General features: G+C 37.8%; 24 protein-coding genes. 12 read left to right on the top strand and 12 right to left on the bottom strand.

From position 1 onward, the window contains the following. Nucleotides 1-300: 300 nt before the first annotated feature. Nucleotides 301-1,077 carry a Zn-ribbon-containing protein gene (locus JQC92_RS13535; protein ID WP_205000138.1) on the bottom strand — a complete coding sequence of 259 codons (777 nt, stop codon included), beginning with the start codon at nt 1,075-1,077 and terminating at the stop codon, nt 301-303. After that, nucleotides 1,078-1,404 (bottom strand): hypothetical protein, encoded by a 327-nt coding sequence (locus JQC92_RS13530; RefSeq protein WP_205000137.1) that lies wholly within the window; start codon nt 1,402-1,404, stop codon nt 1,078-1,080. Nucleotides 1,405-1,551: 147 nt separating this feature from the next. Here JQC92_RS13530 and JQC92_RS13525 point away from each other — a divergent pair, with 147 nt between their 5' ends. The 3 genes from JQC92_RS13525 to JQC92_RS13515 all read left to right on the top strand — a co-directional run bounded on the left by JQC92_RS13525 (nt 1,552) and on the right by JQC92_RS13515 (nt 3,275). Then, nucleotides 1,552-1,944 (top strand): DUF3192 domain-containing protein, encoded by a 393-nt coding sequence (locus JQC92_RS13525; protein WP_205000136.1) that lies wholly within the window; start codon nt 1,552-1,554, stop codon nt 1,942-1,944. Between the two features lie 393 nt (nt 1,945-2,337). Next, the gene (locus tag JQC92_RS13520; RefSeq protein WP_205000135.1) at nt 2,338-2,973 is read left to right on the top strand and encodes a GNAT family N-acetyltransferase; all 636 of its coding nucleotides are present in this window, start codon (nt 2,338-2,340) and stop codon (nt 2,971-2,973) included. Beyond that, nucleotides 2,973-3,275 (top strand): Mpo1-like protein, encoded by a 303-nt coding sequence (locus JQC92_RS13515; RefSeq protein WP_205000134.1) that lies wholly within the window; start codon nt 2,973-2,975, stop codon nt 3,273-3,275. Before JQC92_RS13520 ends, JQC92_RS13515 begins: the two co-directional genes overlap by 1 nt. On the opposite strand, the gene JQC92_RS13510 is transcribed toward JQC92_RS13515, so the two are convergent. From JQC92_RS13510 to JQC92_RS13495, 4 genes are all read right to left on the bottom strand, one after another. After that, nucleotides 3,272-3,658 (bottom strand): VOC family protein, encoded by a 387-nt coding sequence (locus JQC92_RS13510; protein WP_205000133.1) that lies wholly within the window; start codon nt 3,656-3,658, stop codon nt 3,272-3,274. The genes JQC92_RS13515 and JQC92_RS13510 overlap by 4 nt on opposite strands. Then, nucleotides 3,642-4,559, bottom strand: coding sequence for a hypothetical protein (locus JQC92_RS13505; RefSeq protein WP_239480562.1), 918 nt, complete (start codon nt 4,557-4,559; stop codon nt 3,642-3,644). The genes JQC92_RS13510 and JQC92_RS13505 overlap by 17 nt, the downstream gene beginning before the upstream one ends. 1,083 nt (nt 4,560-5,642) lie before the next feature. Continuing rightward, complete coding sequence (locus JQC92_RS13500; protein ID WP_129946028.1) at nt 5,643-6,029, bottom strand: DUF3301 domain-containing protein; 387 nt, start codon at nt 6,027-6,029, stop codon at nt 5,643-5,645. After that, on the bottom strand, nt 6,026-7,036 hold the full coding sequence (locus JQC92_RS13495; protein ID WP_205000131.1) for a DUF3549 family protein: 1,011 nt from the start codon (nt 7,034-7,036) through the stop codon (nt 6,026-6,028). The genes JQC92_RS13500 and JQC92_RS13495 overlap by 4 nt, the downstream gene beginning before the upstream one ends. Before the next feature lie 329 nt (nt 7,037-7,365). Here JQC92_RS13495 and sigZ point away from each other — a divergent pair, with 329 nt between their 5' ends. The 3 genes from sigZ to JQC92_RS13480 all read left to right on the top strand — a co-directional run bounded on the left by sigZ (nt 7,366) and on the right by JQC92_RS13480 (nt 9,030). Then, nucleotides 7,366-7,911 carry an RNA polymerase sigma factor SigZ gene (sigZ, locus tag JQC92_RS13490; RefSeq protein ID WP_205000130.1) on the top strand — a complete coding sequence of 182 codons (546 nt, stop codon included), beginning with the start codon at nt 7,366-7,368 and terminating at the stop codon, nt 7,909-7,911. Between the two features lie 76 nt (nt 7,912-7,987). Beyond that, nucleotides 7,988-8,623 (top strand): hypothetical protein, encoded by a 636-nt coding sequence (locus JQC92_RS13485; RefSeq protein ID WP_205000129.1) that lies wholly within the window; start codon nt 7,988-7,990, stop codon nt 8,621-8,623. Nucleotides 8,624-8,820: 197 nt separating this feature from the next. Then, entirely contained in the window at nt 8,821-9,030 is a 210-nt protein-coding gene (locus JQC92_RS13480) for a hypothetical protein (RefSeq protein WP_205000128.1), read from the top strand. Nucleotides 9,031-9,392: 362 nt separating this feature from the next. On the opposite strand, the gene JQC92_RS13475 is transcribed toward JQC92_RS13480, so the two are convergent. From JQC92_RS13475 to JQC92_RS13465, 3 genes are all read right to left on the bottom strand, one after another. Next, nucleotides 9,393-9,848, bottom strand: coding sequence for a hypothetical protein (locus JQC92_RS13475; RefSeq protein ID WP_205000127.1), 456 nt, complete (start codon nt 9,846-9,848; stop codon nt 9,393-9,395). Nucleotides 9,849-10,037: 189 nt separating this feature from the next. After that, nucleotides 10,038-14,312 carry an EAL domain-containing protein gene (locus JQC92_RS13470; protein ID WP_205000126.1) on the bottom strand — a complete coding sequence of 1,425 codons (4,275 nt, stop codon included), beginning with the start codon at nt 14,310-14,312 and terminating at the stop codon, nt 10,038-10,040. A gap of 270 nt (nt 14,313-14,582) precedes the next feature. Then, complete coding sequence (locus JQC92_RS13465; RefSeq protein WP_205000125.1) at nt 14,583-17,372, bottom strand: insulinase family protein; 2,790 nt, start codon at nt 17,370-17,372, stop codon at nt 14,583-14,585. A 472-nt stretch (nt 17,373-17,844) separates the two neighbouring features. Between JQC92_RS13465 and sixA the strand changes: the two genes are divergently transcribed. After that, on the top strand, nt 17,845-18,324 hold the full coding sequence (gene sixA, locus JQC92_RS13460) for a phosphohistidine phosphatase SixA (RefSeq protein ID WP_205000124.1): 480 nt from the start codon (nt 17,845-17,847) through the stop codon (nt 18,322-18,324). Here the strand turns inward: sixA and smrB are convergent. Then, nucleotides 18,321-18,845: an endonuclease SmrB gene (smrB, locus tag JQC92_RS13455; RefSeq protein ID WP_205000123.1), complete on the bottom strand. Its 525-nt coding sequence runs from the start codon at nt 18,843-18,845 to the stop codon at nt 18,321-18,323. The two genes, sixA and smrB, sit on opposite strands and share 4 nt — an antisense overlap. Before the next feature lie 108 nt (nt 18,846-18,953). Here smrB and prmB point away from each other — a divergent pair, with 108 nt between their 5' ends. Genes prmB through JQC92_RS13435 form a run of 4 tightly spaced genes read left to right on the top strand, consistent with a single transcriptional unit; the run spans nt 18,954 to nt 22,439 of the window. Continuing rightward, a complete protein-coding gene (gene prmB / locus JQC92_RS13450; RefSeq protein WP_205000122.1) occupies nt 18,954-19,895 on the top strand; it encodes a 50S ribosomal protein L3 N(5)-glutamine methyltransferase in 942 nt (313 codons plus the stop codon). Nucleotides 19,896-19,904: 9 nt separating this feature from the next. Further along, nucleotides 19,905-21,002: a chorismate synthase gene (aroC, locus tag JQC92_RS13445; protein WP_205000121.1), complete on the top strand. Its 1,098-nt coding sequence runs from the start codon at nt 19,905-19,907 to the stop codon at nt 21,000-21,002. A gap of 41 nt (nt 21,003-21,043) precedes the next feature. Continuing rightward, complete coding sequence (locus JQC92_RS13440) at nt 21,044-22,168, top strand: ATP-NAD kinase family protein (protein WP_205000120.1); 1,125 nt, start codon at nt 21,044-21,046, stop codon at nt 22,166-22,168. A gap of 1 nt (nt 22,169) precedes the next feature. Further along, a complete protein-coding gene (locus JQC92_RS13435; protein ID WP_205000119.1) occupies nt 22,170-22,439 on the top strand; it encodes a YfcL family protein in 270 nt (89 codons plus the stop codon). Between the two features lie 498 nt (nt 22,440-22,937). On the opposite strand, the gene mnmC1 is transcribed toward JQC92_RS13435, so the two are convergent. Then, complete coding sequence (gene mnmC1, locus JQC92_RS13430) at nt 22,938-24,884, bottom strand: FAD-dependent 5-carboxymethylaminomethyl-2-thiouridine(34) oxidoreductase MnmC1 (RefSeq protein WP_205000118.1); 1,947 nt, start codon at nt 24,882-24,884, stop codon at nt 22,938-22,940. A gap of 123 nt (nt 24,885-25,007) precedes the next feature. Between mnmC1 and fabB the strand changes: the two genes are divergently transcribed. Beyond that, nucleotides 25,008-26,219, top strand: coding sequence for a beta-ketoacyl-ACP synthase I (fabB, locus tag JQC92_RS13425; RefSeq protein WP_205000117.1), 1,212 nt, complete (start codon nt 25,008-25,010; stop codon nt 26,217-26,219). Here the strand turns inward: fabB and JQC92_RS13420 are convergent. Beyond that, on the bottom strand, nt 26,191-26,441 hold a 251-nt coding region (locus JQC92_RS13420; RefSeq protein ID WP_205000116.1), incomplete at its 5' end, for a hypothetical protein. The genes fabB and JQC92_RS13420 overlap by 29 nt on opposite strands.

The raw sequence follows: 26,441 nt of genomic DNA, 5'->3' as shown, positions 1-26,441 counted from the left end.
TTAGCCATTTTCTTTTTGCTCGAAAAAGATGGTGAGTTTTGGCTGTTTTGTAGTGAAATTGATGCAAAATCTAAGAAATCTTGCTTTTGGGGTACGGCTCTGAATTTTGCGTAAATCAGATGCTGTACATTTTAACTCTTGAAATGGATTTTTTCAGAACCGACTATTTAGTTATAGAAATGCCTGTAGTTAAAAGAATAATTTGTGGCGGCAGTAACATTACTTTACAGCCCAATATATAGAGCTTTAACGGGAGAATATTTTGCAAGTTGTGTTGTGACTATTTCCTTAACCTTTATTTTACTTTAGATAGTCCCATGAAATATTTGAAACAATTCGGCACTTATCACATTTAAAATGAAATAGATCTAGCAGAGGTTGCTGTTGAAGCCACTCTGTATTTCCACACTTAGGACAAGGGCGCTTTTTTTCTTCTGCTAAGCTCTCACCTCCGACTTGATACAAATAGTAATAAGTCGGTATTTTAGTTAAATATTCAATTCGTCCTCTTAAATCCCAACCTCTGCGGAATAAATCACTTTTTGTTGAACTCAGTTCTGAAACCGCCGCAAATTCAGCTTTAGTCGCAGCAGCCATTTGCAATTCATCACATGCTTGCCATTCAGTCTGCCAGCGAATGATTTGTTTATGATCACCATTGAAAGTGGCAGGGATTTGATAAAGTGGAATTGGTTGTAAGGTGTCACCATTGCGAAGTGGAGAACACATATGTACGTAACTGGTATAAAGTAACTGCCAGCTTGGCGTGTCAGTCGAAGATGTTTCAGAGTTAATATCTTGACCAATAAACTTTTCTCTAGGTGCAAGAATATTGGCAGCGGTTAAACCATCGAGTGCTTTCTTAACCCACGGGCTGTTATACCGTTGGCTCAAGCTGGACTTTTCTGGCGTAAGCAAACGGCAACGAAATTCACCTTCATTGAATGCTACTGCAAATTCACGACCTAATACTTGGCCGTTTGCTCGTAATGCCTCAAGATAGTTATTAATAGATGATTCTGCCGCTGAGAATGTTGTGTTATCAAAGCATTCAAAGCGTAATTCTATAACGTACATTTATTTCTCTGACTCTAGTTGAGTGATTCGGTGCTGCATTTGTTGATGCTGCTCAATTAAGTCTTCAACTTGTTTTTCTAACTGTTTAATCTTTGTTTCGAGTGAATCGTCTTTTGATTTTTTTTGGCTCGGTGATTCAGTTACTTTGTTCTCGTGCCATTTTGAATATTTAACTGGACTCAATGACTTAAATGATTTCAATCCACGAATTAGAGCTGGTAATGCAAATTGATTCTGAGTTCGAACTTTTAGTAAAGCTGTACTCGGCTCTTTTCCTTCTTGTTGAAGTTCAATTGCAGCTTGTACGATTTGGTCAATTTCACTCATGATGTAGTGATAATTCCTCATTTTTTAATATATTTGCATACAGTAATTTATCGATTCTAAGAAAAAGGCTTTAATTTCAATAGCTTTTTCTCATGGCATACATTCTGCTTACCGTATGGCGGTAACGTACTATAAAGGAAGTAAACAATGAAAACAAAATTGCTTGGATTAGCCCTACTTGGTTTAGCGACAGTGAATTTAACCGGTTGTGTTATTAATGTAGGTGATGGTGAATATGACCATAGCTCTCAAAACTGGGAGAAAAAGCAAAAATTAAACAAATATCATATCTCTTTACTAAAATTGGGAATGTCTAAAAAAGCAGTAATGGACTTAATGGGGCAGCCTGATATCAACGAAGCTTATTTAACGGAAAAGAAAGGCGATCAACCCGGCAGTGAAGTACAGGTTCTATTCTACAGAACTAAACATAATCATTCAGATTCAAAAACGACCAAAGACGAATGTACGCCTTTAGTGATTCGAGATGGCAAATTAGTCGGTTGGGGCGATAACGCTTATCGATTCGCTAAGTTCTAAATTGTTCAAAAAATAAGTAATTGCACTTTTTCTTGAGCTTGATACATTGGACTAGTACCAATTACAGTAATTAGCTTCTCTCTCAGTAAGAACTAAAGGCTTTCATTAAAAGGCGCAAAATCGAAGTACTATCGGGATAATTCAAGATTTTGCAACGCAGTAATGGCAGTCTTTAGTCTTGCCCTTCGGGAGCTTTTATGCGCAAAAATTACTTCACAAAATTGTCTCGATGTAGAAATAGCTATGCCTTCACCAATTTCGTTTGTACTTTATGCGCATACATAGCTCTGAGATATGAACCTAATTACTGTAGTTGGTACTTATGCCCGTACATATAAAAAGGATGTAATAACAAGTACGGATGTTTCGTGTGATCAAGTTCAAGGAATATCAATGAGTACACCAATTCTAGAAAAGTGCCGTGCCGTTTATCTTACCGCTGAGGATCTTAGGATCGCAGCATCTCTTATTTATAACTCCTACTACGATGATCCTTTTTTTATAGAAGTGCTTGGGTCAGATAATAAGATGGTCTATGAGCAAAAACTCCGTGCAGCGATTCGTGAAGAGTTAAATAGCCTTTGGCAGCAAGAACAAGCATTAATCGGTCTATTTGAAGATCAAAGAATGTTAGGTGTTGCCTGCATTATGACTCAAGAAGTGCCGCTTGGAGAAGATAGGTACTGGAATTGGCGATTGAAAATGATGTTGGGTACTGGCTGGCAACCAACGCAAGCCATGATGGATAAAGAGTCGCAAATATTGAAATATCTCCCAGGTAAGCATTGTGGCATCCTTCAATTTATTGCTGTAGCGCCAAATGAGCAAAATAAAGGCTATGGAAGAACATTGGTTCATACTGCGCTAAGTTGGTGTGACGAACAGCCAAAAGTAAATGGTATTGGCGTTTGGGTAAACCAAGATGAGCATTACGAATTATTTGTGAATACGGGGTTTGAGCCAGTCACTAAAATTGCTATTAACAGTGTTGAAGGCGAATTGCTTTTCCATAGTAGAGGCGCAAAATAGTGGATCGAGAATTTACGTCGTTTAAAGAGTTTTATCCTTTTTATTTATCACAGCACGAGAATAGAGTCTGTCGGCATTTGCATTACGTTGGCAGTATCTTTGTCATTTGTGTATTGGTTGCATCAATTGTGCTAAACAATTACACATTACTGTGGCTAATGCCGATTGTTGGATATGGTTTTGCGTGGGTAGGTCACTTATTTTTTGAAAAAAATAAGCCAGCCACTTTTAAATATCCTTTATACAGTTTTATTGGTGACTGGGTCATGCTTTGGGATTGGCTCACACGGAAGAAAGTTTAGTTCAGGTTAGTTATTGCAATATCTTCATAATCGAATGAGGTTATTTCATAAGGGTTACCATCAGGATCTGAAAAATAAAATGACCATGAAAGATCGTGGTCATATTCTTTAAACTCAACGTTATGTTTATTAAGTTGAGTTTTCCATTTCAAGTAATTCTCTGCATCAGTTGAAAATGCAATTGTCGCACCTCTTTTTGTTGGATGATCGAAAAGTGCGATATGTACACCACCATTGACCAGAGTCAATGGTCCACCTTCATTAAACCAAACTTCAAGTTGTGGTATGCGAGTAAAACCAAGAACGTCGTGATACCAACTTTCTGTTGTTAACCTGTCGGTGACATAAACATGAATATGATCAACTTTACTGAAGCTGGGCATGGTACTTCCTCTCTTGCTCTATTAAATCAGAAATGAATTGGTGTGGTTGGTCTAGTCCAAGATAAATCTTATCGACTCCAGAGTCCGCTCGTTTAAGGATAATTTCGATATTTGGATTTCCTGAGAAATTGAAGCGCTTGATGTTATCAGAACGCTTGATAAATTCAGTATTTAGCCTGATGGATTTGATATCGATAATGTTGAAACGATACGTGTTGTATACACCGTATCTAATGAAAACTTTGCCCTCAACGATAGATACAGGTCTAATTTTCATAGCTCTATATTCTGCCCAGAAGAAAGCTAAGCTAAAGATTGTAATTACTGAAACTACATTTGCTGCCAAAGGTGACCACACAAAGTGCAATAACAAGTGAGCCATAGGAATTTCAAAAAGAATGATCAGAATGAAACCTAAAGCATTGCTACTATTACCATCTTTCTGCCAATAAGTGTAATGGCTTTGCCCGATAAAGCTCTTGGGTTCAATCTTATGGGAGAAGAATAGGTATATCCACATTCTCGTTTCTAAAGTGAGCAGTTTCGAAAACGGACCAGTTCCAAACTGATTCTCTACAGCCTTTTCTAAACCTTCATCAGGGTCTTGATTGCCCTCAAGTGATATTTTTATGGATGAATAAACAGTCCAAAGGGTAATTGCTTCAAACACAATAAAAGCGACTAACGCAACATATCTTAAACTTTCTAAGTAAGGCCAAATCAACTTATCCTTCTCAGGGATAATGAAACTACCAACGAGAATGGATAACAAGCAAAGTACAATAGTCTTGTTAAGTGCTTGTGAACGGCTATCAGAGCAAAGCCAGCAAATGGCAGGAAGAACGATTAAGCTATCTGCGAGGAACAACCATTCATAGTTAGCTGCGCCAAATTGATTCAAGTTAGTGTTTGTTTGATAGTAAAAAGACCAAGAGATAGAAATAATAGTGAAATACAAAAGCGGAATATATTTTTTATTGAGCGTGATCAAAAGTGTCTTTGCTTTTCTATTGTAATTTCATGTAAGCAACATAACTCATTGATTGTATAGAATACAAGCAAACAATGTAAGCGTATTATAAAAAGTTGCTAACTGCTTGCAATTTTTTCTTATTTTTGTCGCTCTATAATATTAGAGGAATGAGAGCTTGTTTAAATTCAGCTCAAAATGAAAAAACTCTCAACAGCGTGTAAGAGATATCTCACACGAGTGTAAGAAAACCATCTGATGTTTCCCCCTAAAAATACGCTATTCAAGTTTTTACTCAAAAAAAACCATTAAATACAGTCAATTAAATGTATATAAAATGTTATGTGATATGGATCACTTTTTCTAAAAAGTTACTGTTTAGTTTTTAATCTGTATTTTCTGAGATTTTGAACTATCATTTGTTTCAGGGATGGCAATCAAAGCACTGGACGCTTAGGACGAGCATCAGAGCGAAACGGATAGCCGCTCTAGAAGGAACAACCAAGGAACCTTAACTATTGTAAAGGTAAGTTGTTTAAGGATAAAACAACTCTAGGTGGTTGGAAAGCTTGATAAGGATATCATCACGACAGGATGTTGTGAATTGTAAGGATATAAGTTTTAAAGGAAAGCTCGGAAGCTGTTTTTTAAAAGACTTGTTGCAAGGAAGCGGTTAGCAAAGGATTTGTTAACAAACATCACGGAAGTGGATACAAGGAAAGCTAAAAACAAGGACGAGTAGGTACAAGATGTACCGAAGGTTAGATTGTCACGGATGAATTATCAAGGACGAACTTGGACACGCTTAGGATGAGCATGCTTGGTCAAGGGATAACCAAGACTAGGGAAAGTACGAAAGTACAGGGATTTCAAGGAATGGTCACGGACGAGAGACAAGGATAGCCTGAGACGCATGGATGGTGCAGGGAGCACAATTATAGCGGGATAGCTTAACAGAGAACTAAAAGGGCGTAATCTTCGGATTACGCCCTTTCTTTTTGAACAGTAAAAAAGTTAGCCTTTATTGGTAGAACAACTTTTATGTGACCCGCAACAACCACCAATTTTGCCACGTGATGCAGGTGCTTCCATCCAGTCTGGCTCTGGAAATACAGGCCAATCAATACTTATGATTCTGTTATGCAGCATTACAAACTCTGCTTGATACCGGTTAATGCCATCAGTGCTGAATTCAAGTAAAAACGTTGCTTTCCAGCATAAGCCTGTGCTTCCGCCTAATGACGGTCGAGCAGATGACATGGCAACAGATAACAATTGAACTCGTTGCTTTGCCGATTCACGCTCAGAAAATCGACGGCTTGTTTCAGCCATTTGTCTCAATTGCCAAAAAAATGCGGCAATAAGTGCAATTCCTAGAATTAATAATAAATCAGTCATCATGACATGGTTGCCCTAAATAGTCCTCCAATCGCTTGAGATAATCTAACACTGCGATTGGTATTTCGTAGTTCTAATAATATTTGGTCACGCAAAAGCGGAATAGCCACAATATCAGCAAAAACTTGATTAAAAAAGCTCTGCGATTGCATTGCTAATGATTCAAGATATTGCAAACGTATCTTATCGTCACGGAGCACTGTCCAATTTCTCGCCGCAATCGTAATTAAAGCTTCATCGGTGAGTGTTCTATGCAGTAAAAATTTCACTGCTTTCAAGCTTAACTCCTGATGACCAGATAAAGCCTTTAAGAAGAGTAAAGCCAGTTCAGGTGTTGCTTTATTGAAGTTGTCAAAAAGTTGCTGTGCAATACTTTCTGGTACATCAATATGTTCTAAACATTGGCATATCGCTGCTTGCAGCTCCATATACTCTGAATGTAAGCCATTGATAATCTGCTTTTCATGATCCAGTGAATTCAACCGTACACAAATATCCGCTATACCTTGAAGACCGAGTTGTTGCCAGTTTTCTTTCGGCATTTGGTTAGATAAATATTGTGTCGCCATTTCATATTGGGTCGAAGCAGGCAAACCAAGTTGCTTTTTTACTAACGCATTAAAAACGGCAAGTTTGTCTTGAGAAGGTTTAAAACTAAATGGGTTATTCGCTAACGCTTGTTGTTGTTCTTCAGTGAGTGACTTGGTTGGATCACGCCCTAAGGCTTCTAAAATCATCTTAATGAATTGTTGACGAACGGCTGGCACAATTAAGCCCTTTTCGTCCAATGCTAGTTTTATAAACCAGATGTAATGCTGCTGATCTTCATTCCAGAATACAATCGCAAACTGAGCATGACCTTGAATCGGATATGGATAAGGCGATCGTAATGCTTCAATTTGATGAAACGCCATCATATCAATATGCTGAACACGGCGACCTAAGTCGTATACTTGGAACTGGGTTTTTGCAGTAGATAAAAACTGGCTTAAAGTTGTCATTTCAGTCATCGGAAAGTGTGATAGGTACTTCAAAGTTGCAAGATTGTATCATTTAAGCGCATTCAATCCATACCAAAAAATTGTGCATCCTTTTTGTTTTTTATTCGTCACCTTAAGTGAAACATACTAAATTTGAGGTAAATATCATGAAAACTGCAAATGATGAAAAACAGGCTAAAACGTGTCAATGTAATTGCAACTGTGAGTGCCAATGCGTTGTTATTGACGGTCAATGCAAATGCGATGATAAAGCAGCGGACAACTGTAAATGTGAAAATTGCACTTGTTAGTCTTTAAATCAGGCCGCTTACAGCGGCCGTTAATGGCCATGAATGAATATGATAGAAAAAGTTTGGAAAGAATTCAGTCAACAGCTGCTCGCTTTTATTGTGAACAAAGTGAGCGATAAGTCTATTGCAGAAGATGTTCTTCAAGATGTATTTATAAAGGTCTATCAAAATATTGAAACACTCGAAGATAAAGACAAAGTTCGACCTTGGCTATATAGCATTACTCGAAATGCTATTTACGATTTGTATCGTAAAAAATCTCTGGATTATTCAGATATCGAACTGGATGAGTTGCCTTTGGTCTCACTCCATAAAAATGAAAACTTAGATAGATGCTTAGATAGATGCTTAGATATTCTAATCAAAAATTTATCAGCGGATTACAGTACTGTACTCGATGCTAGTGAACTTCAAGGCAGAAAACAAAAAGAAATAGCTGAAGAGCAAGGGTTGAGCCTGCCTGCGGTAAAATCGAGAATCAAACGTGGTCGAGCACAATTAAAAGACAAACTTCAAGCCTGTTGTGATTTTGAGTTCAGAGATGATGGCGGTGTTGAATCATTTTGCCGAAATAAATGTGGCTGCGATGGTTAATGATGTTGTATTAAAGGTGTAGATTCACTGTTTTTGTATTAAAGTACTTTTGTATCAATTTGACCAAGGAATAATAATGAAAAACAGAATGGTCTTCGCCAATCTAATAATTACCGCTTTTTCTTTCTCCAGTTTTGCAGGCAGCGATAGCCAAGTTATTGGCAAGCAAGTATTTAAGTCAGCACCATTGGTGAGTATAGCTTCTCATGATGCTTTCTTTGATCGCATAAAGGCTCACTGTGGGAAAGCATACCAAGGTACTGTTACTGTAGATAACCAAGATAATGGTGCTTTTAGCGACAAAAAACTCATCATGCATGTCAGAACATGTACCGACAATGAATTACAAATTCCATTTCATGTTGGTGATGATGCATCAAGAACGTGGATAATTACTAAAACTGGCTCTGGCTTGAGCTTAAAGCACGATCATCGTCAACCAAATGGCGAGTTTGATAAATCAACCATGTACGGCGGACAGACTTTAGATGCAGGTTGGAAGTACATGCAATCCTTTCCCGCAGATCAATATTCAAAAGAACTCTTTGTAGAGCAGGGTATCCCACAATCAGTTGGTAATACCTGGCAAGTTTATATTTATCCTGAGAAATATACATACCGATTGATTCGACAAGGTAGAGAGTTCAGAGTAGATTTTGATTTAACCAAACCTGTAACTTCGCCTGCTGCACCATGGGGATACAAAGATTAAATTGTTAACAATTTGACTTTCTGTTTTATTGAAATGATTAATATTGAGGGCGTAGCCTTGCTATGCCTAAAAATCGTGACAGTGGAAACTGAAAAATTCGATTTGGCTCACAATTTAACCAACTTATAACTTTGTTTATTTTCTATGTGTGGTTAAAATACATTCGATTTTTGACGTGTTTGATGTAGAGAGCTGTAATGTTTGAGTTTGGATTGATTGCGTTATCAGTTTTATCTTGTATCTTGTTGGGTTCAAATGCTTACCACTCAGGTATGCCTGTTAGACGGTGGGGAGTTGCAGGATTAGTTCTTGGCCCTTTTGCTGTAAGCATTCACCAGAGGGGTATTGACAATCTCAAACTCCCGTTTATTGGCATTTATAACTACAAGCTTGCCATTGTTTTGTGACACAAGTACCACCCCGCAAGTAAGTTTCACTGTTTATTTGAAAAGTCAATACGGGGCTGGTGAATGGTTACCTTTTGCTTATCCATTTTTAAATGCACACAAGAACATTGCCTATCGAAAGGCAGTTCAAATAGGTGATATCAAGTTTAGGTCATAACTTACCTGACACAAATAAAAGAGCAGCATGTTGGGAGTACTCCCAACAGATGCTGATTCTCTCATCTACAATACTTCTCAGTTCCACCAAGCTTTTGCTGAAACGACTTCTAGTTTATTTAAACCGTCAGGAAGTTTAGTTTTTACTCTACGTGGCTTTACAAGCCCAAGAGCAATAAAGATTGATTTGATCATGATGTGCTCCTTTATGCGATTTGAGATGGTTGAACTTTAATGCTTGGGTATCCAGCTGTTTGTAGAGGTTGAATTTTGATGCTTGGGTATCCAGCTGTTTGTAGAGGTTGAATTTTAATGCTTGGGTATCCAGCTGTTTGTAGAGGTTGAATTTTGATGCTTGGGTATCCAGCTGTTTGTAGAGGTTGAATTTTGATGCTTGGGTACCCAGCTGTTTGTAGAGGTTGAATTTTGATGCTTGGGTATCCAGCTGTTTGTAGAGGTTGAATTTTGATGCTTGGGTATCCAGCTGTTTGTAGAGGTTGAATTTTGATGCTTGGGTATCCAGCTGTTTGTAGAGGTTGAATTTTGATGCTTGGATATCCAACTGTTTTAAGATTATTTATATTATTGTTTTTAAGATTATCCTCAATTGAGGTTGAAGCTAGAGTTGCAAAAAGGGCAATTGATAAAGTAGTTTTAAGCATTGTTATTATCTCTATTAGTCAAAAAAATGTATTACAAAAGAGATAATGCAGGGCGTATGCCAAACGGTAATTATTTTGATATGAAATTCGGATTACGATTGGTAGACTCTTGCAGAAAAGAATATAGTTTGGGTCTCCTGCTTTCACAGGAGTATCTAGAGTTCAATCTAAGCGTTCAAGAAATAGCATTTAAATTAATCGATTTTGAAACTCAGCAGGTGGTAATGGTTTACTAAATAAGTAACCTTGGATTTCTTCGCACTTTAACGCCCTAAGAATACCAAGTTGACTTTGCTCTTCAACACCTTCTGCAACCACAGATAACCCCATATTGTGAGCAATGGTAATGATAGAGTCGACCATCTTTAAATCACGATCTGATTTGTCAATATCGTCGATGAAAGACTTATCAATCTTTAAAGAATTAATCGGGAACTTTTTCAGATAAGTGAGTGAGGAATAGCCTGTGCCGAAGTCATCTAATGCCAAATGAATGCCCATTTCTGTCAACTTTTGCATTACCTTAATTGCACGCTCAGGGTGCTTAATCACAGTACTTTCAGTAATTTCAATTTCTAAGTTTGCTGCTGGTAAACCAGTTTTTTCAAGTATAGTAGCAATACGTTCTTGCAAATCAGGTAAAGCAAACTGACGTGAAGATAAATTAACTGCGACACGGCCGTTGAAGTCATTCTCTAGTCGCCACTTTTGAGTTGCTGAACAAGATTTCTCAAGTACTATATCCCCTAATTCAACGATTAAACCAGTTTCTTCTGCTAAAGGAATAAATTCAGCTGGCGAAATAATGCCTTGTTCTGGGTGAATTAAACGCACTAATGCTTCCATGCCCACGACTTTATTGGATTTAACATTTACTTTAGGTTGGTAAAAAACTTCAAAATAATCTTCAGCTAAGCCCTCACGAATTAAGTTTTCCACTTCAAGCTGGCGGATGGCGTTGTTGTTTTGTGACTCAGAATAGAAATGGTAGCGGTTACCACCAGCTGATTTTGCTGAATACATTGCGACTTCTGCTTTACGGAGTAATGCTTTTTCATCGGTTTCATCGTCAGGGTAGAAAACAATACCAATACTGGCACCTACGAAGAGGTTGGTATTATCAATCTCTAACGTAGCTTTAAAAGTGTCAATAATACGGTTTGCTAATGTAGAAGCTTTACTAATGTCGTCAATATTTTCAACTAAAATAGCAAATTCATCACCACCTAAACGGAAAATATTAGCTTCACCTTCTACAGCATTAACTATGCGCTGGGTAACGATTTGTAATAACTTGTCGCCAACATCATGGCCTAGTGAGTCATTAATCTTCTTAAAATTGTCAATATCAAGAATCAGCAACGCATTACTGACTTTACGTTTAACTAAATTACTCAGGGTAACTTGTAAAAATGAACGATTTGGTAATCCAGTTAGTACATCTAATGTCGACATTTTCTGGAGTTCGACTTCGTGTTGCCTACGTACCGATACATCAGAAAAAACAGCAACATAATGATTGGCATGTCCGCTATCATCATAGATAGCATCAATGGTTAAATCCATCACAAAGCTGGTACCATCACCTCTTTTTGCATCAACTTCATTGGTCCAGCGGCCATGATTGCGAAGCATATATTGAATTTGATGTGAGTAGCTGTCCGGGTATTGGTCGAATTTTAGAATTTTACCAATATAATCTGAACGCTCTGCTTGAGTAATAGCTAAACAGGCTTGGTTAACCTCAACAAAGGTAAAAGAATGATCAAGAATAAACATGCCTTCAGAGATATTTTCAATGGCTTTTCCGAACAGTTTGAGCTGTTCTTCAGTGTTTTTAAAATCATTAATATTTTTAATCGTACCAGTCATACGCAGAGGAGTACCATCCTCGCTTCTTACCATAACCTTAGCTCTATCTAAAATCCAGATCCATTGGTTGGTATTACTTTTAACACGATAAGATATTTCGAAATGTTCAGTTTTGTCATGTAGATGGTCTTCTAAGTGTTGAAGTACTCGCTTTCGATCCATTGGGTGGATATTACTTGGTTGATTTTCACTATTTGCTCGTTGACCTATAACGGGAAATTCAAGGCTTTCCCACATATTAGAGCGGTAAATTTTTCCAGTTTCAATATCCCAATCCCACATTTCATCGCCGCTACCCCATAGTGAAAGTTTTAACCTTTCTTCACTCAGTGCTATTTTCTTTTGTATTTGCCGTTTCTTTTTTAAAGCCCTCAAAAAAAGAAAAAATAACAACATAGCAAATAAACTATAGACAGCTCTTGCAATTTTGGATTGCCACCACGGTGGTAAGATTTTAATTTTTATCTGTTTTACTGTACTTGCTTTATTTGTTAAGAGATCAATAGATTTGACCTCAAAAATGAAATTTCCTGGAGACAAGTTTGTAAAAGTGGCAGAGTTTTGATAAGCACTTATCCATCTTTCATTTAAGTCAATTAAACGATACTGATAGTTTACATTTAAGTTCATGGATGAAAAATTAAATGTAAATGGATAATCTGAATGATTGATTTCTATAAAATCGATATTACTTATATTACCTTTAAAGTAAGGGTTCTCCCCCTTGATTAATTTATTGAAAACATAAAGTGACGTTATTCTTACTTCTGGAGGTGAAACCAATTTTAAATATTTTGATACTTTTTTCTCTGATAACTCAGTTAAACCTTCAACACCTGCTAATATATATTTACTATTAAATTTTACAATTGGAGAAGCATTGTATTCTGCTTGGCTTCCATTTTTTTTATTGATGCTAATAACCTTGTTGAAATCTTTAATTAATAAAACTGATCCTTGTACTGTTGCTATTAATGATCTGTTTTCACAATGTAGTGAATATGTATTTTTTTTGGTTTCAATTCTTGAGGTTATTGTATTTTCGATTGTTGAATAAGCTATTATTGATGAGTTTGTTGCAAAATATAAAGTGTCATCATTTATGCAACTAGAAAAAACTTGATCTGAATGTATTTGTTCAATTTTGTTAGTTGGAATATGGATTTTGAATAATCCGTTTGAGGTCGATGCATATATATTCACTTTGTCAACTTCGACGTTATAAATAAGTTGATTCTTAGAGATCTCGTAGATATTCATTATGTTGAATTCGTTAATATAGTGAATATAACCTGTCTCTGTTCCGATAAATATTTTATTATTATTTGATTTTATGAAGCTCACAGGTATATTGGATATCTTTTCAGTTTTTTTACTATCAAAGATATACTTGTAAAGACCAGATTTGTTGCCAAAAATCAGGTTGCCATCATGGATGCTAATGTGTTTATATCCATTTAACCCTGTTGGTATTTTGTTAATTATTTTATAATTTTTATCAAGTACATCTATAGATTTAGCATCAGTTGAAATAAATAAGTTTTCTTTATACCTCGCCAGTCCCCAAACATTCTTGTTAGTAATATTAATTTTTGAGACAATATTATTTGATTCTGAAAAATTTACGAAACCTTTTATTAGTGTTCCAACATAAAATTGATCGTCAAAAATATTGAAAGTAACATTGTTAAATTCTTCAATGTCAAGCGTTCCAATGTTTTCTTTCGAAGAGATGTTGTGTATTGAGTTTTGTATTAAACCAAATATCTCTCTTTTGTAGCTAGATAATTGTTGGTAGGGAGTATTACTTATAAGATTAGATTTTGATAATGATGTAGAAAAGTGATGTAACCCATCCTGATCTGAGTAGTAAATTTTATTTCCATTTTTAGTAATGCTTAGAACAGAAGAACTGATTGTATTGATTTTGTTATTTTTTACTTTTAATAAATTTTTATTGTATGTTTTAATTAAAATAATTTCATCTTGTATCAGAAAATCTTTTATATCGATTACAGTCTGATGTTTAAATATTTCTGTAGTTTTGTTATTATCTAATTTAATAATCGATGTATCTGTAGAAAAATATATGTTACTTTCAAACTCTCTTATTTTCCATATAGGGCTTTCGTTATATTCACCGATATCTAAATGAATAATCTTATCTTTATTTGACTGGTATAAAGCTAACCCTTGGTTTGTTCCTATATAAATATTACCATTACTTGCAAGATACATGCTTCTGATAAATGCAGATGGTAATCCTTGTTCTTGTGTAAAATGTCTGAATTCTGTACCATCAAAACGATTTAAACCATTGATAGTGCCAATCCATAAAAATCCATTGTTATCTTTCGTAAAAGAAGTAACTGTATTCTGAGATAATCCTTCACTAACACCATACATATCCGAATTCAAAAGAATATGAGAATCAGGAATTTCAATAAGTTCTGTTTCAGCTAATGAGGTAATTGATTTACTTGAATTAAGTTGACTATTTTGACCATCAAATGCCCACGCAGATACCGCAAAAATCCCGCTCAAGATAATACAAAACAAAAAGGCATAAATTTGTCGAAAAAGCATGGTCATTTATTGTTCTAATTAGTTAACGCATCTGTTTCAATGCAAAAATATTGTATCACTTTTTCAGATCTTGATACGTTTGTCAAAGCGTATGCCGTAAATATATCTCATTTATTTTACAACTGAGAAATAAGTGTACGAATTATGTTAAGTGCCGGAAAATTGACGCGAAATTTATGGCTTAGAAAGATAACTTTGTTGGTTTTATAGTCGGTTAGGTATAAAAAATGCAGTCTTTATAACTGCATTTTATTTAAAAGATGTTATTCAATGTACTTATAATTTGAATCGTTTGGACGTTTCTTTAAATTTATCAATGTTCAAGTCGATTTTTTGACCATTAATGTCGGTATTCATTGTATTGCCTGATGAACAGCTAGTAAGGACGACTCTGTCACAATTAACTTCAGTGAGTTTATTAGAGATAAACTGTTGCATATCCTGTTGGGTGATTTGCTTTAATTCTTCAACAACTTTCTCTCTCTGTGTAAAATCATAATCTTTGTTGCCTATGCTTGACCATAACCTCTGACTGCGAGTTTTTAAGTTTGGCTCATGCTGCATTATACTGTTGATTAAACCTTGCTTGGTTTCACTCCAGTCTTTTTCACTTTCATTTAAGAGTGTTTTAGCATAATCCGCTAGAAACTGATCGATTTTTGTCAGCAGTTGATCGGGAGTGACTGTCGGAGATTGGATGTAAAAAATAATCCCTGGGTGACGATTTAATGGTAGGTAATTGGTACCAACCACATACCCCAGTTGTTGTTGTGTCCTCAGCTCATGAAAGTAAGCAGAGGAAATGGCTTGATTCAGCAAACTGAACATCGCCATTTTGTGTGTATTGGTTTGCTTGGATTGATAGTAAATCAGAATGGCATTATCTTGATGCTCGATTTCGAGCTCTCGAACTAAGGTACCTCTATTCGTAATATTTACAAGCTCTCTCGTTGACTCGTCACTCGGGGCTGATACTAATGTTAATAATTTAGTGATCCTCTGGCTGATTTGTTCTGCTTCTTTTTTTAGAAAGTCGCCATAAATCAAACCTTCAACATAAGTGGCTTTATAAAAATCATCCACATGTTGATGCAGCTCGTCCAGAGTCGCAGTTTCAAGTTCATGCGCAAAGGTGAGAGGCTCAAAACTATGAAGCTGCATTGTCGCTGTTAATGCAGAAAACAGTTGTGAGATTGGCCTTGTCTTACTGATGTTGCCCCAACTGCGACCTAATTGGCGTTTGATGTACTTGAAACGAGTTTCTGAAAAGTTTCGTTCTCTGGCCTTTTCTATTATCACCATGAGTAACTTGTACTGTTTTGGGGTAAAGCCACTGACGTGTAGAGTTAATCCCGCTTGGTGAGGATAAATATGGTAGCCAAGTCCAGCAACCTCTGCTGCATAAGTATGCTCTGTAAGGTTATCCAGTAGCATTTCGATGTACAGTCGAGTCAACATTGCGTGCCGTGCACTACTACTGCCATGTAATGAGTCTATCGCAAAATACATGTGTCCTTTAGGTACTTGAAACTCTTGATCTTTCAAATGCCATAATCGAAAGCCTTTGCTTTCACTTATTACTTCAGGAATTTCAGTTGCATAATCTGTGAAGCGAGGAATGACATCCTCAAGTATGTAAGGGTTCACTTCTGGTAGGTGAATTTCAGTTCTCGGTTGAATGTCACGCCACTTCACAAGCTGAGCAATTGTAAAGTCATCAACAGCATAATTGGTAGAATACCAGTGGCTCGTTTGATTTATCGGTTGATCGAGAGCAATTAAAGTGAGCCTCATTTTGTTAACTTTCAACTGACTCACTAATTCTAAGGCTTCTTCTTCAACAAGTTCGTCCATTCGGTAGTCACCAAAAAGCACGTCTTCGAAGTCATAATGTTGAAGGTTTAAGCTTACGTGACTTGCCAAATCACCTGATTTAGTCGGCTCTTGATATTCAAATGCTTGCTTTAAAAGGTTTGCACGCTCTTCGTATCGCCAACTTTTTAGCCCCTCTGCTGTGATTAATTGAATGTATTCCAGAGTAACTCGCACGATTTCATCGATGTTTTCGATGCCTAAATCGGTGAGTTGGTAGTGAATGGCAAATTCTTTAAAGTTATAGCCAGAAATACCACCTCCTGAAGAAAGGTGATTGGCCCAACTCTTTTCTTTTAAATAAGACAGCAAACTTCCCGAGTTTTCATTCCCAAGTAAATGACTAATAAAAGTAAGAGGTTTTGTTCGATAATATTGTTCAATGTTGGGTAAAGTGAAACTGATTGTTAGATGCTTTTGCTTTTTAAGTGGAATGATTTTTATTAATTTTTGTTGTTGATCTTCACCATAAACTGCAACATCTGGGTATTGTTTTTCTAATTGCTTATTTTTTATATTCGAAAAATATTTATGAGCCAGCTTTTCTTGAGTCGCCAATGTTTCAGAACTTACGATGCAAAGTGTCATCAGGTTTGCACTGTATAAGTCTTCATAAAATGAAACTAACTCCTGTCTCAAGTTTTCAGGTTCACCAGCGAGTGTTTGCAAATTACCGACAGAAAATTTAGAAAATGGGTGATCTTGATTGCTGGTCTCTTTACTTACTTCATAAATGCGTCGTAAATCCTCTTTCAGTTTTAAGCTATATTCTGAATCGATAGCATTTCGCTCTCGCTCTACCAGTTCTGCGTCAAAAAGTGGGGCAATGAAGAATTGGCTAAATCTATCTAATAGATCATCAAATGCGCTTGGAATGATAGTACTGAAAAAGCTTGTATGCTCTGTTCCTGTCCAGGCATTATTGTTCCCGCCATGCTGATTTACGAAAGCATGGAAGGAACCAGAATCTGGATATTTTTCAGTCCCTAAAAAGAGCATGTGCTCGAGAAAATGTGCCATGCCAGGGCGAGCTTTAGGATCATCAAAATGGCCGACATTAACCGTTAAAGAAACCGCCGATTTTGATGCATTTTTATCCTCAATAAGTACTATTTTTAAATCATTTTCCAACGTCAGACTGCGATATTGACGATGATCATTTGGGCTAGTGATGATGCTGGATTCTGAATTCAATGAATAATCCCATAAAATGTAAAAAAAAGAATATGTATATGAAAAATATTACTCTGACCACAATATATAGTGGTTCTATAATCACTTTTTCGCAAATAAATTCTAGAAAATAGAAAACTTAGATTCTGCTTGTTCGAGCTTAAAAGTGGATGAACAAGACGACTCAGGGCAAGTTTATTGTATGTTTATTCTCGTGCAAATTTTACACGTTTAGGTGGTACGGGTATTCAGAAACATTAAATGTTTGTGATAAATATCAAAGACCGAACAATTTTGCTTTTTATTTCGTATAGGGAGAATACCAGCAACGCTTTGAATTTTAAGACACCAGTATTGCTATTGATTAAAAGATATTCCTATTAGTTTTAACTCGATATCTGGATATTTCGTTATTAGCTTTTGTTGAATATCAAAATAGCGTTACAATTGAGTTAGTGATGATGTTCTCCATATGTAATAAGAAGAGAAATTTATGCAATTATTTTTGATGCGCCATGGTGAAGCAAGTTATCAGGCCGACTCTGATAAAGAGCGTATCTTGACGGACCTTGGTGTCGAACAAGCTAAAGTGATGGCTGTTTGGTTGTCGAAAACAATTACACAGTTTGATTTAGTGTTAGTTAGCCCATATGTCCGGGCTCAGCAGACTTGGAAGAACATCGTAGACTCGAACATCACGGCAAAAAAAGTTTGCACACTAACAGAATTGACTCCATCTTCAGAACCTTCGCAATCTTCTACTGCCATTGAAGCTTATGCTGAACATTATAAAGCTGACACTGTATTAGTCGTCGCTCATATGCCGTTGCTTGGTTACTTAGTTAATGAATTTATTCCAAGTGAGGAGCCGCCATTGTTTGCAACAGCAGGCATCACTATTTTGAATCTTTTAGCTGAAGGTAGAGTGATAGAATCGCAAAACAGTCCCGAAACGGTTTCTAGAGAGCGCTAGAAGCCACCATCTTCGATATCAACCAAAACGATTAAGGCAGCGTCACCACCCCATTCTTTGGGAGCTTGATGAAAGGCTAAAACTTTTGGGTGTTGTGCCAACCACATTGGTAATTGTTGTTTTAAAATCCCGGTGCCATGACCATGCATGATATTACAGCAGTTCATATGCTGTTTTACACAGGCTCGTATTAGTGCGGCAATTTCAAGTTTCGCTTCAGTTTGGCGCATACCGTGTAAATCTAAAATTAATTCAGGTACATAATCTCCACGCCTTAAACGTTTGACTTCGTGCTTATCAATGCCATCTTGGCTCCAACGCATAGGGCCTTCATCTGGGAGATAAGGTTGATAAGTATCAGAAAAGTAGCTATCAGCATGAAGCTTTTGTTCGCGTTCTTGCAATATTTTCTTAGATTTAGCGGTTTGTTTGAAATGTACTTTGTCCTGCTTCAGCGGCTTTACACCATTCATTAGGTCAGCAAACGAGTCAAAGTCATTGGTATCAGTCTTCTTGTTCATGGTTTTATTTTACTTAATCTTGTGGCAAGTTGACATACTTTCGGTAAAATACAAAGCATAATTGATGAAGGGATGACCTCATCACAGTAATAAATATCGGAGCGTATTTTGGATAGAATTTTTGTTGATGAAGCGGTAAATGAACTTCGTACCATTGGCGACATGTTGCGTTGGTCTGTTAGCCGTTTTAATGACGCTGGCATTTATTATGGTCACGGCACTGATAATGCGTGGGATGAGGCTATTGCTTTGGTATTTCATGCGTTGCATTTACCTCATGAAATTGGTCAACAAGTTATCCATTCAAATTTAACGGCATCTGAAAAGCATAAAATTGTTGAACTCGTCATTCGTCGTGTTCAAGAGCGTTTACCTGTGCCATACCTAACCAATAAAGCATGGTTTTCTGGTTTTGAATTTTATGTTGATGAGCGAGTTCTTGTACCAAGATCTCCGATCGCAGAGTTAATTGGCAATCGTTTTAGTCCTTGGTTGTATAACAAGCAAGTAAATCGAGTGTTAGATTTATGTACTGGTAGTGCCTGTATTGCAATCGCATGTGCTTATGAATTTGAAGATGCAGAAGTCGATGCGTTAGATATCAGTGATGATGCGCTTGAAGTTGCTCAAATCAATGTTGAGTCACATGGAATGATTGAGCGAGTGTTCCCTATGCAGTCTGATGTGTTTTCGTCAATACCAAAAGGGCCTCAGTATGATCTGATTGTATCTAATCCACCTTATGTGGACCAAGAGGATATTGATGATATGCCAGATGAATATCATCACGAGCCAGAATTAGGCTTAGCTTCAGGGCGTGATGGTTTAGATCTCACTAAACGTATTTTAGCCAATGCGGCTGATTATTTGACAGAAGAAGGCGTATTAGTGGTCGAAGTGGGTAATTCTATGATTCACCTAATAGAACAATTCCCTGATGTGCCATTTACGTGGGTTAACTTTGAGCACGGTGGTGATGGCGTATTTGTATTGACTCGCGATCAACTTGTCGAAAATGAAAGTCTATTTGCAATTTTTAAAGAGCAATAAGGATTCGGTGTGTCAGGAAATAGCATAGGTTCAAGTTTCATTGTTACTACCTTTGGTGAAAGTCATGGTAAAGCATTAGGCTGTATTGTTGATGGTTGTCCTCCAGGGGTCGAAATTTCAGAACAAGAAATTCAAAAAGAATTGGATAGACGTCGTCCAGGTACATCTCGTTATACTACTGCACGTCGTGAACCCGATGAAGTCAAAATACTTTCTGGTGTATTTGAAGGGAAAACCACAGGTACATCAATTGGTTTATTGATTGAAAATACCGATCAACGCAGTCAAGACTACTCCAATATCAAAGACACTTTCCGTCCTGGGCATGCCGATTATACCTACGAGCAAAAGTATGGCTTTCGAGATTATCGTGGCGGCGGTCGTTCCTCCGCTCGTGAGACTGCAATGCGTGTTGCCGCTGGTGCAATTGCGAAGAAGTATTTACGAGAAAAATGCGGTATTCAAATTACTGGATACCTATCTCAATTAGGGCCTATTAAAGCTGAAACGATAGATTTTGATTTGATCGAAACGAATCCTTTTTTCTTCCCTGATTCTTCAAAGCTTGCAGCGTTAGATGAATATATGCGAAAGCTAAAAAAAGAAGGGGATAGCGTTGGGGCTAAAGTTGCAGTTATTGCTACCAATGTGCCTGTTGGATTAGGTGAACCCGTATTTGATCGCTTAGATGCCGATATAGCTCATTCTTTAATGAGCATTAATGCAGTAAAAGGGGTTGAGATAGGTGATGGTTTTGCTGTTGTCGAACAAAAAGGCTCTGAAGGTCGTGATTTAATGTCACCAAAAGGTTTTGAGTCCAATCATGCTGGTGGTGTATTAGGGGGGATCTCCTCAGGACAACCTATATTGGCATCAATTGCACTCAAGCCAACATCAAGCATCAGTATTCCTGGTAAGACAATTGATAAGCATGGTAATGAAATTGATATTGTAACAAAAGGTCGCCATGACCCTTGTGTAGGTATTCGTGCAGTGCCCATTGCTGAGGCCATGCTCGCAATTACTCTAATGGATCATGTTATTCGAAACCGTGGTCAAAATATCGATGTGAATCGTAATACGCCTGAACTTGGTATGTCTAAATAAGCACATTGAGTTTGTGATAAAAATAAAAAGGGGATTTAACGATGCCGTTTCGACTTGGGTTGATTGTTAACCCATATGCAGGGTTAGGTGGAAGTGTTGCCTTAAAAGGAAGTGATGGCGTTGCTGAAGAAGCAATGGCACTTGGTGCTATCCCAAAAGCACATTTACGCATGGTTGAAGCTTTAAAAGTTTTATTACCTTATAAAGATCAAATTGAAATCTACACTGCTAGTGGTGATATGGGTGAGAATATAGCCCATGAGCTTGGTTTTAATATTAAGATGGTATATCAAGCTCCTAATCGTCCTGAAGCTAAAGACACTCAAGAATCTGTAAAAATTCTAAATCAAACAATCATTGACCTTCTGCTATTTGCTGGTGGCGATGGGACAGCAAGGGATGTGTTTAAGGTCGTTCGTGAAGACTTACCTGTTTTAGGTGTTCCTGCTGGCGTTAAAATTCACTCAGGCGTTTATGGTATTACTCCAAAAGCCTCTGGTCTTGTCGTTAAGATGTTGCTTGAAGGTGAGTTAGTCAGCTTGATGCACGCTGATGTCATGGACATTGATGAGGCAGCCTTTCGTGGTGGAGTAGTAAAAGCCAAACGATTTGGTGAAATGTTAGTACCTGCCGAACCAAGGTATATTCAAGCTGTTAAAATGGGCGGAAAAGAAGTCGATGAGCTTGTTTTATCCGATATTGCTGCAGATGTTATTGAGTCAATGGAAGACGAACTATACGTCATGGGATCAGGCTCAACGGTTGCTGCAGTTATGGAATCCTTGGGTTTAGATAATACCTTGCTTGGTGTCGATTTAATTTTAAATGAAGCGATTGTTGAATCTGATCTTACTGCGCAGAGACTGTTAGAACTGACAGAAGGGAAACCAACAAAGTTAGTGATTACCTTGATTGGTGGTCAGGGCCATATTTTCGGTCGAGGTAATCAACAATTATCACCAGATTTGATCCGTCGCATTGGAAAAGAAAATATTATTATTTTAGCGACAAAAAGTAAGTTAAAAGCACTTGAAGGCCGACCATTAATCGTGGATAGTGGCGACCCGAATTTAGACAGTGAATTGAGTGGGTATTATCAAGTCATTACCGGTTACCATGACAGCGTAATGTATCAAGTTGCCACACCAGAAGAATTGGAGAAGTAGAATGTTGGAGCAATACGAAGCAGCACTAGAAAACTGGATTGGAGACGTTGTCGTTCATGGCGATGATGATGCACTGTTTGCAAGTGGTTATTTACAAGGTCACATTGCTGTTGTGCTTTCTGAGCTTGAAGCCGAAGATGATAGCTCGCTTACTGCTTTAGATAACAAAGTTGTCGAGTGTATGAAACTGGCAAGAGAAGAGCTTGAAGGTGGAGACTTTGTGCTGGTTGAATCAGCCTGGAAAGAGTTGAGAAATAAAATCTCTGTATAGCGAGTTATTTTTGGATGCAGCCCTCACAATAGAGGGCTATTTTTTATAAGATACTGTTTGAAAAAGTGCCTTACTGTATCTTATTTTTTGTTAATTGTTATATACCATTATGATACCTGAAGATGCATGTTTCAGGACTTTCTCATCGCCAATTCTTTGAGGCGCATTAGCGAAGGAATATCGGGATTCTTTCGAGCTAATGTAACAAAGAAGAATTGGTGCTGAGAAGTCCACGAAGTGCGAGTTGCACAGCGTGTTACTCTGTGTTGCCAGTGCTAACAATAGCTCACTATTGCTAGCACTGTCGCCTTGATTAACAAGCTGTGCATTCTCGCTGAAATCGAGCATCTTCAGGTATCATGGGTATATCTTGCACCCTGCTGGCAATTCAGGAGTAGAGATGTCTAATGCTACATCACCTTCAATTAAAAGTGCCTCCACTTCAACAAGGTTAGTTGAAGGTGTGACGTTAAGGATAAGGTTGCTGATGCGCTCTATTTAAATCGGCTTATTCTTCTCAATCTTCCTAATCCACATCCGGTTCGGGTTAAGCTTTTTCAAAAGATTGTAATCGACAGGCGGGATTTCATTGCAAAGTAATGATGCCATCACTTCAGCGGCTAGTGGTCCAGAACATAGGCCACGAGAGCCCAAAGCTCCCAGCACGTATAAACCTTCAATTATCGGAGCTTCAGTATCTCGCCAGTACTGCTCAACATACGATTTACGTTTATTCAAAATTGGTTTTTGCATTTCGACCAATTTTTCATAATCAGGCGCACATCCGAGCATCGGGAAGTGATCGCGGGTGACCATACGCACGCCAACTCTGGCATCGTGACCAGAAATGTCAATGTCATCAATCCATTCTTTCTCTGGATAGCTATGCTGCATCTTTTGTAAGTTATCCAGTTGTTCAATCGGCTGATAACTACGGTCATGACTTAATCGAACATAGCTTGCACCAACACAATGCATATTGTTATTTGCCGGTGTCATATACCCATGAGCGCAGATAACTGTTTTTAATTTAGAGATTTTTGAACGAGAGGGAATATGACTCACTTGACCTCTAAAGTTTGAAGCAGGTAACTCTTTAGTTTGTTCAAAGTTGATCAGTTGTGAGCCTGTGGCATTGACGACTTGTTTAAATGGGCCAAAAACCTCTTTATCGGTGTGAAGTAACCAAGCATCACCCGTTTTTTCTAGCTTAGTGATATTATAGTTATACTTGATTGAAACATCACTTAAGCTTTTCGCTTTAGCTAAAGTAGCTTGAGTAAACTCAAACGGACAAACCCAACCAGCAAGAGGATAAAACGCAGCAGGTTTATCAATATTAATCCCTGCAATATCGTTTGCACGATTTGCATCAACAGATTGAACGATATCGTCTGGCCAATCTTGCCCATCTAGGATTTTATTGAGTCTGTCCGTCGATCGTTCATCATGACCGCTTTGCAATACGCCACAAAAATCATGATCGAGTTTATAGCCATCAGCTGAAAGTTGTTGAACACGTTGACGACTGAATAAAAAAGCTTGCTGAAAGAATTGGCTTAATTCGGAATTTTCAGGAGTAAGTAATGGATAAAGAGCACCTTGCTTATTTCCTGAGGCACCTTGCGCTACTTCACTATCTTTACAGAATATTTTTACCGTTTTCCCACGCTCAGCTAAAGACAAAGCTAAATGTACACTGGCAAGCCCACCTCCGATAATTGCAACGGGCGCCTCTATATCACTTTTGGTTCGAGGAATAGGGCATAAGTGGTGTTTCTGAGCCGTTGCTTCTCCATAACTTTTTAAGGAGTCGATAAACAATCGCTCATTAATAAATGATTTACTTAGCGGTTGTTCGTCGGCAATAAAAATTGAAGCAAGTGACATTGAGGTCTTAGAGATAAAACTTGCTATGGGGTGTGAAGTTTGCTCTGTGTCAAAACCCAATCCAAACTGGATAGCTTGAGCTTTGGTTCTGTCTTCAATAGGGTAATTATCAGATACACCATCAGCATTAGGACAAATATCTAAAATTACCTTACCGTCATCAAACTTAAATCTTTGCCAACCTAAAATATTAACTGGTGAAATATGTTTAAGGTTTTCGATAACAATTTGCAGAGCAGAGTTGTCAGAGTTTTCTAAAAGAAGTGTATCTTGCCAAATTGATAAGTCGTCACAGAGAAGACGGATATGTAATGCAGTTTTGGTAAAGCACTCTTTTTGCAGATAAAGTAAACTGAGTAGCTCAACGGAAGAATCCACTTCTACCATGGTTATTGAGAGCTGATTATCGTATGTCTCAAATAGTTGCCATTGGAAGTCAAAAAGAAGATGAGCTAAATCAGGTTTTCCGGGATAGTTTTCCTGAAAAAACTTGATTATCTCATTCGGATAACGCTTAATTTGCATGGTTTTGTCGTTAACATGGTGAAGATTCACTGATTTTTACCTAATTCTTTACCGCAATTTAGCCTATTTTACCCGTGGTTACTGAAAGCTGACCACTTTTAGTTGGTAAAACAGCTACCATTGTCGCAGAAAATTGAAATGGATAGTTAACAAATGAAAAGAGTCGTCATTAGTGGTATCGGTGTTGTATCTAGTATCGGTAACAACAAACAAGAAGTCACTGAGTCATTAAAAGCTGGTCGCAGCGGTATTACCTATTCTGAGCAATTCGAAGAAATGAATCTTCGTAGCCGTGTTTGGGGTAACATCGACCTTGATACAAAAGAGCACATTGATCGTAAAGCATTACGCTTCATGGGCGATGCAGCTGCTTACGCATACATTGCGATGCAAGAAGCAATTGAAGACGCACAATTAACCGAAGAGCAAATCAGTAACCCAAGAACTGGTTTAGTTGTTGGTACTGGTGGTGCTTCTTCAAAAAACCAAGTTCAAGCGGCAGATACATTACGAAGCCGTGGCGTTAAGCGTGTTGGTCCTTATGTAGTTCCACGTATAATGTCGAGTACTTCTAGTGCTTGTTTGGCAACACCTTTCAAAATTAAAGGTCATAACTACTCAATCAGTTCTGCTTGTGCAACCAGTGCACACTGTATTGGTCACGCAGCTGAACTAATCCAGCTTGGTAAACAAGATATGGTGTTTGCTGGTGGTTCTGAAGAAGTAGATTGGACTCTAGCAATGGGCTTTGACGCTATGGGCGCATTGTCTACTCAATACAATGATACTCCAGAGAAAGCGTCTCGTACTTATGATGCGGACCGTGATGGTTTCGTTATTTCTGGTGGCGGTGCAATTGTCGTTGTTGAAGAACTAGAGCACGCGCTAGCTCGTGGTGCAAAAATCTACGCTGAAATCATAGGTTACGGTGCTTCTTCAGACGGTTACGATATGGTTGCTCCATCTGGTGAAGGCGCTGTTCGTTGTATGCAAGAAGCCTTAGCGAATGTTGAAGGTGGCATTGACTACATCAATACTCACGGTACCTCTACACCAGTAGGAGATACTCGCGAATTAGAAGCGATTAAAGAAGTATTTGGTAACGATTGCCCGCCAACGGCATCAACTAAGTCTATGACGGGTCACGCTTTAGGTGCTGCGGGTGCTCATGAAGCTATCTACAGCCTATTGATGATGGAAAATGGTTTTATTGCCCCAAGCATCAATATTGAAAACTTAGATGAAAATGCAGCAGGTCTGCAAATTGTTAGTGAATATCGTGATGCTGAATTGAACACTGTTATGAGTAACAGCTTTGGTTTCGGTGGCACAAACGCTACTTTGGTAATGAAAAAGTACAAGTAGTTCCAGAACTACTCTGTATAAAAAGCCGCTTATTAAGCGGCTTTTTTGTTTGCCCAGCGAAGCTGGCAAACCCGACAGGTTGAAAGAAACCTGTATCGGCCCGACTGAGGGGAAGATAATCCGAATGGCAAGGGCGTTGTTGGCTAACGGCAGGGTCTGAAGGAAGCCATAGGAAGTTAGAGGAACACAGCGAAAGTGAACCTGATTCGGCATAATAGAGAG

This window comes from Parashewanella hymeniacidonis, assembly GCF_016900895.1.
Lineage (GTDB): Bacteria > Pseudomonadota > Gammaproteobacteria > Enterobacterales > Shewanellaceae > Parashewanella > Parashewanella hymeniacidonis.
The sequence above is the reverse complement of the archived record's forward strand: the minus strand, read 5'-3'. Positions and strand labels throughout refer to the sequence as shown.